Origin of the sequence: Streptomyces ziwulingensis (assembly GCF_039542605.1) — a bacterium.
In the GTDB taxonomy this organism is placed as follows: Bacteria; Actinomycetota; Actinomycetes; order Streptomycetales; family Streptomycetaceae; genus Streptomyces; species Streptomyces ziwulingensis.
In genome coordinates this window covers 1-12,063 of the sequence record NZ_BAABIG010000091.1, presented here as the reverse complement: position 1 = coordinate 12,063, position 12,063 = coordinate 1, and the positions used below count along the sequence as shown (strand labels likewise).

Annotated in this window: 3 protein-coding genes; all 3 read left to right on the top strand. The window is 75.4% G+C overall.

The features are described 5' to 3' along the window. A partial coding sequence (locus ABEB00_RS33960) for an amino acid adenylation domain-containing protein (protein ID WP_345624572.1) occupies positions 1-4,840 on the top strand: 4,840 nt, incomplete at its 5' end. Next, positions 4,837-9,420: an amino acid adenylation domain-containing protein gene (locus tag ABEB00_RS33955; protein ID WP_345624571.1), complete on the top strand. Its 4,584-nt coding sequence runs from the start codon at positions 4,837-4,839 to the stop codon at positions 9,418-9,420. The genes ABEB00_RS33960 and ABEB00_RS33955, both read left to right, overlap by 4 nt. Positions 9,421-9,592: 172 nt before the next feature. Then, positions 9,593-12,063 (top strand): non-ribosomal peptide synthetase (locus ABEB00_RS33950; RefSeq protein ID WP_345624570.1); only part of this gene is annotated, 2,471 nt, incomplete at its 3' end.

Below are 12,063 nucleotides of genomic sequence, written 5' to 3'. Positions count from 1 at the left end.
CCGCAAGGGCATCGCCTTCACTGCCCAGGACGTCTTCGAACACGAGACCCCGGCCGCCCTCGCCACCGTCGCGAGACTCGACGCCGCCCCCGGAACGGCGGCACTCCACGACGACGCCCCCCTCGTCGACCTGACCGCGGACGAGTCCGCCGAACTGGCCGCCAAGGTCCCCGCGCTCGCCGAGATCTGGCCGCTCACGCCGCTCCAGGAAGGACTGCTCTTCCACGCCGCCTACGACGAACAGGGCCCCGACGCCTACGAGGGCCAGTGGGTGCTGGAGCTGACCGGACCGCTCGACCCCGCGCGGCTGCGGACGGCCTGGCAGGGCGTGGCGGCCCGGCACCCGACCCTGCGGGCGGGCTTCCACCGGCTCGCCTCGGGGCGGCTGGTCCAGGCCGTCGTGACGGACGTGGAGATTCCGTTGCGGGAGGTCGATCTCCGCGGCCTCGGCGCGCGGGAGACCGAGGCGCGGCTCACCGAGACGGCCGCGCGGGAACAGGCCGAACGGTTCGACCCGGCCCGGCCCCCACTGCTGCGACTCGTCCTGGTCCGGCTCTCCGCCGAACGCCACCGGCTCATCGTCGTCACGCACCACATCCTCTTCGACGGCTGGTCGATGTCGGTCGTCCTCGACGAGGTCTCCGCGCTGTACGCGTCCGGCGGCGACACCCGCGGGCTCGGGCCGGCGCCCTCCTTCCGGGACCACCTGGTCTGGCTCGCCGAGCAGGACAAGGACGCCGCGCGCGCCGCGTGGCGGACCGAGCTGGCCGGGGTGGACGAGCCGACCCTCGTCGATCCCGGGGAGCGGAAGAAGGAATCGGCCGACGCCGGCTGTGTGGCCCGCACCTTCTCCGAGGAGTTCACCGACCGGCTGGTCGCCTTCGCGCGCGGCCGCGGACTGACCGTCAACACCCTGGTGCAGGGCGCCTGGGCGCTGGTGCTGTCCCGGCTCACGGGCCGAACCGACATCGTGTTCGGCGCCCCCGTCGCGGCCCGCCCCACCGAACTGCCGGGCGTCGAGGCGATGGTCGGGGTGTTCATGAACACCGTGCCCGTCCGGGTACGGCTCGACGGCGGGCAGCCGGTGCGGCAGATGCTGGCCGGGTTGCAGGGCCGCCAGTCCGCGCTGATCGGCTCCCACCATCTGGGGCTGCCGGAACTGCAGAAACTCACCGGGTCCCGGTCCGCCTTCGACTCGGTCCTCGTCTTCGAGAACTACCCGCGCGCGGTGGGCTCCGCCGAGTCCTCCGGCGGGCTCCGCGCGGAACACGTCGCCACCGTCGAGGGCACCCACTACCCGCTGACACTGGGCGTCGTCCTCGGCGACCGGCTGCGGCTGCGCCTCGCCCACCGTCTCGCCGTGTTCTCCGACACCGCCGCCGAAGGACTGGCGCACGCCCTCACCCGGGTGCTGGAGCAGGTGGTCGCCGATCCGTCGGTGCCGGTGGGACGGCTCGACGTGCCCGGCGTCACCGCCGGCCCCGCGACGCCGCCCCAGGCACCCGAACCGGGCCCGGACGTCTCCCCGCTGCCGCCCCGCCGCTTCCTGGCGCAGGCCGCCCGCACCCCGGCGGCCACCGCCGTCGTCGGTGCCGGTCACGAGGTGACGTACGCCGTGCTGGCGCGGAACGCCGAGCGCCTGGCCCGCCGGCTGTCCGGGTACGGCGTCGGCCCCGACATCCGCGTGGCCGTCCTGGCGCCCCGCTCGGTGGAGCTGGTCACCGGCCTGCTCGGCATCGCGCTGGCGGGCGGCGCGTACGTCCCCGTCGACCCGGCCCACCCCGCGGACCGCATCGCCTTCGTGCTCGCCGACGCCGCACCCGCGGCGGTGCTCTGCACGACCGGCACCCGGCCGCTGGTGCCGGACGGGTTCACGGGCCGGGTGGTGACCCTGGACGGACCACCACCCGCGGCCGGCCCCGACGGACCGCCGCCGACGACGACCCACCCGGACCACCCGGCACCCGCCACCGGAGAAGCCCTCCACGCCGGCCACCTTGCCCGCGGCACCGCGGAAGCCCCCCACGCCGGCCACACCGCGTACGTCATCCACACCTCCGGCTCCACCGGCACTCCCAAGGGTGCCGCCGTCACCTGGGACGGGCTGCGCAACCTCGTCACCGACCGGATCGAGCGGTACGGCCTCGGCGGGGACACGCGTCTCGTGCAACTGGTCTCGCCGAGTTTCGACGTGTCGATGGGGGACATCTGGCCGACGCTGTGCGCGGGCGGCCGGCTGGTACTGGCCCCGCCGGGCGGCCACACCACCGGCGACGCCCTGGGCGACCTGCTCGCCGACCACCGCGTCACCCACGCCGTACTGCCCGCCGTCCAGCTCACCCACCTCCCCGACCGTGCGCTGCCCGCGCTGCGCGTGCTGGTGAGCGGCGGTGACGCCCTCCCGGCGGACACCCGGCACCGCTGGGCGGCCCGCTGCGACCTCCACCACGAGTACGGCGTCACCGAGGCGACCGTCGTCTCCACCGTCAGCGGCCCGCTGGACGAGAGGGGCCCGCTCACCCTCGGCCGCCCGGTCGCCCGGACCGGCGTGTACGTCCTGGACGACTTCCTGCGTCCCGTGCCGCCGGGCGTGACGGGCGAGCTGTACGTGACGGGCACCGGGCTGGCCCGCGGCTACCTCGGCCGGCCGGCGCTCACCGCGCACCGGTTCGTCGCCGACCCGCGCGGCCTCGGCGGCCGGATGTACCGCACCGGCGACCTGGTCCGCCGTACCCACGACGACGAGCTGGTGTTCGTCGGACGGGCCGACGGGCAGGTCAAGCTGCGCGGCCACCGGATCGAGCTGGGCGAGGTGGAGGCCGCGCTCGCCGCCCACCCGGACGTCGCGCAGAGCGCCGCCGCCCTCCACGACGCCCGCCTGATCGGCTACGCCGTGCCCGCCGACGGGCGTACGCCGGACCCGGTGGCGGTACGCGCCCACGCCTCCCGCACCCTCCCCGACCACATGGTCCCGGCGGCCGTCGTACTCCTCGACGCGCTGCCCCTCACCCCGAACGGCAAACTGGACCGCGCGGCCCTGCCCGCGCCCGACTTCGCCGCCACGGCCGTCGGCCGGGCCCCGGTCACACCGGTCGAGGAGATCCTCTGTGCCGCGGTCGCCGAGCTGTTCGGGCTCGACCGGGTCGGCGCCGACGACAGCTTCTTCGCGCTCGGCGGCGACTCCATCACCTCGCTGCAACTCGTCACCCGCGTCCGGCGGGCCGGACTCGTCATCACCCCCCGGCAGATATTCGACGAGAAGACCCCCGAGCGGCTCGCGGTCGTCGCCGAGCCCGTCCCCACCGGCGACCGGCCGGACCGCGCCGACGACGGCGCGGGCGAGGTGCCCTGGACGCCCGCCGCGCGCTTCCTCGGCGAGCGGGTCGCCAGCGGCGCCTTCGCCCAGTGGATGATCCTCACCGCACCGCCCGCCGCCGACCCCGAAGCGCTCGCCGCCGCGCTCCGCGCCCTCCTCGACACCCATGCCATGCTCCGGGCCCGGGTCGACGACACCGGCGGCGGACCGCGGCTGCTCGCCGGCGCCCAGGACCCCGCGGCCACCACCGGCCTCCTGGTCCGCGTGGACGTCACCGGGACCGCGACCGAGGAGGGCCTCGCCGAGGCCGCCGCGACGGCCGCCCGCGCCGCCGTGGACCGGCTCGACCCGGCGGCGGGGGCGATGGTCCGGGCCGTCTGGCTGGACGCCGGCCCCGGACGCGCCGGACGGCTGGTCCTCGCCGTGCACCACCTCGCCGTCGACGGCGTGTCGTGGCGCATCCTCGTACCCGACCTGAAGGAGGCGTACGAGGCCGCGCTCGCCGGACACACCCCGCGCCCCGCCCCCGTCGCCACCTCCTACCGGAGCTGGACCCGGCGGCTGCGCGCGGAGGCGCACACCGACCACCGGATCGCCGAACTGCCCGCCTGGACCGCACTGCTGCGGGAGGCCGGCCCGCTGCCCGGCGTGCCGCCCCTCGACCCGGACCGGGACACGGCGGCGACCGTACGCCAGGACTCCTGGACCCTGCGCAACAACGACACCGCCACCCTCGTCGGCCGGACCGCCGCCCAGTTCCACTGCGGCATCCACGACATCCTGCTCGCCACCCTCGCGGGAGCCGTCGCCCACTGGCGCGACGACCCGTACGCCGCCGTCCTGGTGGACGTCGAGGGCCACGGCCGCACCCCGCTGGACGGCGCCGACCTCTCCCGCACCGTCGGCTGGTTCACCAGCGCCCATCCGGTACGGCTCGACGTACGCGGCGTGGACCTCCTCGGGGCGATGGCCGGCGAGGCGTCGGCGGGCAGACTGCTGAAGACGGCCAAGGAACAGATCCGGACCGTCCCCGGCGGCGACGGACTGGGCTACGGGCTGCTGCGGTACCTGAACACCCGCACCGCGCCCGCCCTGGCCGCGGCCCCCGTACCCCAGGTCGGCTTCAACTACCTGGGCCGGTTCGACGCCCGGGCCGGCGGACCCTTCCGCTCCGGCGCGGCCGTGCCCTGGGAGCCCGCCACCACCCGGGCCCTGCACAGCTCGGACGACCCGCGGATGCCCGTGCCGCACGCCCTGGAGGCGGTCGCCGTCGTCCGCGACACCCGCCACGGCCCCGAACTCACCCTCACCCTCGGCCGCCCGGCCAGGGTGCTGGCCGACGAGGCCGCGCACACCCTCGGCCGCCTCTGGCTGGCCATGCTGCGCGGACTGGCGGCCCACTGCGAACACCCGGCCGTCGGCGGCCACACGCCGTCCGACTTCCCCCTGCTCGACCTGGACCAGGACGAGGTCGAGCAGTTCGAAGCGATCGCGGCCGACCTCGAAGGAGGGCTCTCCCGGTGACGTCCACGACCCCGGTCCACGGCTCGGCGCTCGCCGAGGTCTGGCCGCTCTCCCCGTTGCAGGAAGGTCTGCTCTTCCACGCCGAGTACGGCGGGCGGGGCCCCGACCTCTACACCCTCCAGCGCACCGACCTGCTCAGCGGCCCCGTCGACGCCGGACGGCTGCGGGCCTCCTGGCAGGCGCTGCTGAACCGGCACCCCGCGCTGCGGGCCAGCTTCCACCGCCGCAAGTCCGGCCGGACCGTACAGCTCATCCCGCGCGAGGCCACCCCCCGCTGGCGCGAGGTCGACCTGTCGGACCCGGCACTGACCGACGAGGCGGCGCTCGCCGAGGTGAGACGGCTGGCCGCCGAGGAACGGGCCGAACGGTTCGACCTCACCAGAGCACCCCTGCTGCGGCTGCTGCTCGTGCGGCGCACCCCCGAGCGGCACTGGACGGTGATGACCTCCCACCACATCCTGCTGGACGGCTGGTCGATGCCGGTCATGCTCACCGAACTCGCCGCCGTCTACGCGGCCGGCGGCGACGCCTCCGGACTGGGCCCGGCGCCCTCCTTCCGCGACCACCTGGCCTGGCTGTCCCGCCAGGACCCGCAGGGCGCACGCGACGCCTGGCGCGCCGAACTGGCCGACGCCGACGGCCCCACCCTCGTGGCGCCCGCCGACCCCGACCGCGCGCCCGTGCTGCCCGAGAAGTGGGAGCTGACGCTCCCCCGTGAACTCTCCGACGCCCTCACCGCGCTGGCCCGCGGCCACGGCCTCACCGTCAACACCGTGCTGCAGGGCGCCTGGGCGATGCTCCTGGCCCGGCTGACCGGCCGTACCGACGTCGTCTTCGGCGCGACCGTCGCGGGCCGCCCCGCCGAAGTCCCCGGCGTCGAGTCGATGGTGGGCCTGTTCATCAACAGCGTGCCGGTACGGGTCCGCCTGGACGCCGGCCGGCCGGTGCTGCGGCTGCTCACCGAACTCCAGGACCGCCGGTCCGCGCTCCTGGCCCACCAGCACCTCAGCCTCCCCGAGATCCAGCGGGCGGGCGGACCGGGCGCGGTCTTCGACACCATGCTGATGTTCGAGAACTACCCCCGGCCGCCCGAGGAGGCGTCGGCACCCGGCGCGCTCGCCTTCACCCACGTCGAGGGCCACCAGGCGACCCACTACGCGCTGACCCTGGGTGTGCTGCCGGGCCAGGATCTCAGGCTCCACGTCACCCACCGGCCCGACGTGTTCGACACCGACGTGGCCCGGGACCTGCTGGGCCGGCTGGAGTGGGTGCTCCGGCAGATCGTCGCCGACCCGTCCGTGCCCGTCGGCAGGATCGGCCTGGTGGGGCGATTGGAACAGGGCCTGGTGGTGGAGGGCTGGAACGCCACCGCCGGTGACGTCCCGCCGGCCTCCTCGGCGCTGGACATGTTCCGGGTACAGGTGGCGCGGGCCGCGCACGCGGTGGCCGTCGTCGACGGCGCCCGGCGGGTGACGTACGCGGAACTCGACGCCGCCTCGGACCGGGTCGCCGCCGGGCTGCGCGCCCGCGGAGCCGGCCGGGGCGACCGGGTCGCGGTCCGCCTGGAACGCTCCGCCGACCTGATCGGCGCCCTGCTGGGGGTGTGGAAGGCGGGGGCCGCCTACGTCCCGGTGGACAGCGCCTACCCGGCGGAACGGGTCGCCTTCGTGGTGAAGGACTCCGCGCCCGTCGTGACGATCGACGACCCCACGCCCCCCACCGCCGAGGCCGGCCCCGAGGCCGTGGAGACGACCGGTGACGACCTCGCCTACGTGATGTACACCTCCGGGTCGACGGGCACGCCCAAGGGCGTCGCCGTGCCCCACGCGAGCGTGGCGGCCCTGGTGGGCGAGACCGGCTGGGGCGTCGGCCCCGGCGACGCGGTCCTCTTCCACGCCCCGCACGCGTTCGACATCTCACTGTTCGAGGTGTGGGTGCCGCTGGCGGCGGGCGCGCGGGTCGTGGTGGCCGAGCCGGGACTGCCCATGGACGCGGCGGCCGTACGCCGGCACATCGCCGCCGGGGTGACCCATGTGCACCTCACCGCCGGGCTGTTCCGGGTGCTGGCCGAGGAGGCACCCGACTGCTTCGACGGCGTCCGTGAGGTCCTCACCGGCGGCGACGTCGTCCCCCTCGAATCGGTCGAGCGGGTGCGGGCGGCCTGCCCGGCGGTACGGGTGCGGCATCTGTACGGCCCCACCGAGGTCTCGCTCTGCGCGACCTGGCACCTGTTCGAACCCGGCGCGGACCAGGGTGACGTACTGCCGCTCGGCCGGCCGCTCACCGACCGGCGGGTGTACGTCCTCGATCCCTTCCTCCAGCCGGTGCCGCCCGGCGTGACCGGTGAGCTGTACGTCGCCGGCGCCGGACTCGCCCGGGGCTATCCGGGACGGGCCGCGCTCACCGCCGAACGGTTCGTCGCCTCGCCGTTCGCGGCCGGCGAGCGGATGTACCGCACCGGTGACCTGGTGCGCTGGACCACCGGCGTCGAACTGGTCTTCGTCGGCCGGGCCGACGCCCAGGTGAAGATCCGCGGCTTCCGGGTGGAACCGGGCGAGGTCGAGGCCGCCCTGGCCGCCCAGCCCGGCGTCGCGCAGGCGGTGGTCGTCGCCCGCGAGGACCGGCCCGGCGAGAAACGGCTGGTCGGCTACCTGGTGCCGGGCGCCGAACGGCCGGACACCGAGGCGGTACGCGCCGCCCTGGCCGGCACGCTGCCCGAGTACATGGTCCCGGCCGCCCTCGCCGTGCTCGACGCACTGCCCCTGACCGCCAACGGAAAGGTCGACCTCAAGGCGCTTCCCGCGCCCGAGTTCGCCGGCTCCGCGAGCCGGGCGCCGCGCACGGCCGCCGAGCGACTCCTGTGCGCACTCTTCGCCGAGGTGCTGGGCCTGGAACGGGTCGGGGTGGAGGACAGCTTCTTCGAGCTGGGCGGCGACTCCATCATGTCCATGCAACTGGCCGCGCGCGGAACCCGCCGGGGCGTCGTGTTCGGCGCGCAGGACGTCTTCGCGCACGAGACGCCCGCCGCTCTCGCCGCCGTGGCCCGGCTGGAGACGGACGGCGAAGGGGTGCGGGACAGCGACCCGGGGCCGGTGCCGCCGACCCCCGTCCTCGCCGCCGCCGGCGCCGCCGCCGTCCGCCCCGGGTTCGCCCAGTGGATGGTGGTCGGTGCCCCGCCCGCGCTGGATGCGGGAACGCTCGCCGCCGGGCTCGGCGCGCTCCTGGACACGCACGACATGCTGCGGGCCCGGGCGGCGGACGGACCGGGACTCGTGGTGGGTGAGCGCGGCGGCCTCGACCCGGCCACGCTCGTCTCCGTGTTGCGGGTGAGCGAACCCGGCGAGCTGGACGCGGCCGCCCGACGTGCGGCTCGGGAGGCGGCGGACCGGCTGGATCCGGTGGCCGGGGTGATGGTGCGGCTGGTGTGGGTGGACGGGGGCCCCGAGCGGGTCGGCCGGCTGGTCCTGGTCGTGCACCACCTGGTGGTGGACGGGGTGTCGTGGCGGATTCTGCTGCCCGATCTGCGGGCGGCGTGCGAGGCGGCCGCGGCGGGCCGGGTCGCGGAACTGGACCCGGTGGGCACCTCGTTCCGGCGCTGGGCCACGCTGCTGGGGTCCGAGGCACAGGAGGAGAAGCGGGTCGCGGAACTGGACGGCTGGCGGGAGCTGCTCGACGGCCGTACGGGTGCCGGTCCCGGTGGCCGCGCCGGTGAGGGTGACGGCGTCGCCTTGATCGGCGGCCGGCCGCTGGACCCGGCCCGGGACACCGCCGCCACGCTCGAACGCCAGGTCTGGACCGTGCCCGCCCCGCAGGCACGGGTGATCGCCCAGCGCACCCCCGGCGTCTTCCACTGCGGTGTCCACGAGGCGCTGCTCGCCACGTTCGCCGCGGCCGTGGTGGAATGGCGTCCCGGCACCGACCGGACCCTCCTGGTGGATGTCGAGGGCCACGGCCGCGCCCCACTGACCGGCACGGACCTCTCCCGTACGGTCGGCTGGTTCACCAGCGTCCACCCGGTGCGGATCGACCTGGCGGACGTCGACCTGACGGACGCGCCGGCCGGGGGAGCGGCGGCCGGGGCGCTGCTGAAGACGGTGAAGGAGCAGTCCCGCGCGATACCCGGCGACGGACTCGGCCACGGACTGCTGCGCCACCTCAACCCCGGCACGGCACCGGTACTCGCCCAACTGCCCGCCCCACAAGTCAGCTTCAACTACCTCGGCCGTTTCCCCGCCGCCACGGCGGAACCCGGCCCCTGGCAACCCGCCGGCCCGACCGCCCTCGGCGGCTCCCACGACCCGGACATGCCCGTCACCCACACCCTCGGTGCGGGAGCGGTGATCCGGGACGGTGCCGAAGGCCCCGAACTCACCCTGCTGCTGACCCACCCCCGCGGCGCACTCGACGCCGCCGACGCCGAACGGCTCGGCCGGAGCTGGCTGCGCCTGCTGGACGGCCTGGCCGCCCACACCACCGCCCCCTCGGCCGGCGGCCACACCGCCTCCGACTTCTCCCTGCTCGACCTCGACCAGGACGAGGTCGACGAACTCGACGCCGAGTTCACCGACGACCACCCGTAGCCGCGCCACCCGTAGCCGCGCCACCCGTAGCCGCGCCACCCGTAGCGGGACCATCCGTGGTGTGCCCGCCCCGGACAGCACCCCGCACACCGTCCCGACACCGCCCCGACACGACGCCGGCCCAACGGGCGGCCAGCCGCCCGGCACCCGCCTGTCTGTGAGGAGTTACGTGATGACCCGATCCCAGGTCGAGGACGTCTGGCCGCTGTCGCCGCTGCAGGAGGGCCTGCTCTTCCACGCGGCCTTCGACAGCGAGGGACCGGACGTCTACCAAGGGCAGCGGCTCCTGGACCTGGACGGACCTGTCGACGCGGACCGGCTGCGGGCGTCGTGGGAGGCCCTGGTCGCCCGGCATCCGGTGCTCCGGGCCGGCTTCCGGCGCCGTAAGTCGGGCGAGGCCGTGCAGGTCATCGCGGGTCAGGCGGCCCTGCCCTGGCGACTGGAGGACCTCTCCGCACTGGACGCGGAGACGGCGGCCGCCCGGCTCGCGGAACTGGCCGCCGAGGACCGGACGCGACGGATCGACCTGGTCACCCCGCCCCTGCTCCGCCTGCTGCTGGTGCGGCTGGCGCAGGACCGGCACCGGCTGATCGTCACCAGCCACCACCTCGTCATGGACGGCTGGTCGATGCCCGTTCTGCTGCACGAGCTGACCGAGGTCTACGCGGCCGGCGGCGACGCCGGGCACCTGCCCGAGCCCGGTTCCTACCGTGACTACCTCGCCTGGCTGAGCCGCCAGGACAAGGACGCGGCGCGCGGGGCGTGGCGGGCCGAGCTGAGCGGCGCCGAGGAACCGACGCTGGTGGCCGCCGCCGACCCGGGCCGTACGCCGGTCCTGCCCGAGAGCCTGATCACCGACCTCCCCGAGAAGCTGACCGGCGAGCTGACCGGCCTGGCCCGGCGGCACGGGCTCACCCTCAACACGGTGATCCAGGGCGCCTGGGCGATGGTCCTGGCCCGGCTGACCGGCCGTACCGACGTGGTGTTCGGCGCCACCGTCGCCGGGCGCCCCGCCGGACTCCCCGGTGTCGAGTCGATGATCGGCATGTTCCTCAACACCCTGCCGGTGCGCGTCACGCTCGACGGTGCGCGTCCCGCGGCGGAACTGCTGAAGGAGCTGCAGACCCGGCAGTCCGCCCTGATCGCCCACCAGCACCTCGGGCTCGCCGAGATCCAGCGGCTCGGCGGGGCCGGCGCGGGCTTCGACACCCTCGTCGTCTTCGAGAACTACCCCCGTCCGCCCGAGGAGCCCACCGCCCCCGACGCCTTCACCCTGCGCTTCGCCGCGGGCCAGGAGACGGCCCACTACCCGCTGACCCTGGTCGCCGTCCCCAAGGAACGGATGCTGTTCAAGCTCGACCACCGCCCCGACCTCTTCGACCGCGCCGGTGCCGAGGCGATCTTCGGCCGGTTCGTGCGGGTACTGGAGCAACTGGCGGCCGATCCGCGGCAGCCGGTGGGCCGCATCGACGCGACCCCGCGGGCCGAGCGGGCCGTGGTGCTCGGGCACGGAGAGGGGACCCCGGCCGGGACACCGGGCCGGTCCGCCCTGGAACTTTTCGCCCGGCAGGCGACCCAGGCCCCGGACACCGTCGCGGTGTCGGACGGCAAGCGGACGCTGACGTACGCCCGGCTGGACGCCGCGTCCGACCGATTGGCCCGGCACCTGGCCGACCGGGGGGTGCGCGCGGGCGACCGGGTCGCCGTGGTGCTGGAGCGGTCGGCGGAACTGCTGGTCACGCTGCTCGCGGTGGGGAAGGCCGGGGCGGCGTACGTCCCCGTGGACACCGGGTATCCGGCGGAGCGGATCGCGTTCCTGCTCAAGGAGTGCGACCCGGCCGCGGTGGTGTGCTCCGCGCGGACGAGCGCCGTCGTCCCCGCCGGCGGACCGGTGCGGCTGGTACACCTCGACGACCTGTCCCTCCTCGACGACCCGTCCCTCCTCGACGACCCGTCCCTCCCCGACGACCTGCCCCCTCACGACGACCCGTCCCTTCTCGACGCCGGGGGCGAGCCGCTGTCCGCCGCCGCGGTGACCGCGGACGATCTCGCGTATGTGATGTACACGTCCGGGTCGACGGGGACGCCGAAGGGTGTGGCCGTACCGCACGGGAGTGTGGCGGCGTTGGCGGGGGATGCCGGGTGGGGTGTGGGCCCGGGGGATGTGGTGTTGTTCCACGCGCCGCACGCGTTCGACATCTCGCTGTTCGAGGTGTGGGTGCCGCTGGCGAGCGGGGCCCGGACAGTGGTCGCCGATCCCGCGGCCGAGCTGGACGCGGTGGCCGTGCGCGAGCACATCGCGGCCGGGGTGACCCATGTGCATGTGACCGCCGGCCTGTTCCGGGTGCTGGCGGAGGAGGCGCCGGAGTGCTTCAGGGGTGCGCGGGAGGTTCTGACCGGGGGTGATGTGGTGCCTCTGCGGGCGGTGGAGCGGGTGCGGGCGGCGTGCCCGGAGGTGCGGGTGCGGCATCTGTACGGTCCGACGGAGTCGGCTCTGTGTGCGACGTGGCATGTGCTGGAGCCGGGTGAGGACGGTGCGGCCGTGCTGCCGGTGGGGCGTCCGTTGTCGGGTCGTCGGGTGTTCGTGCTGGACGCTTTCCTTCATCCGGTGCCGCCGGGTGCGGTGGGTGAGTTGTATGTGGC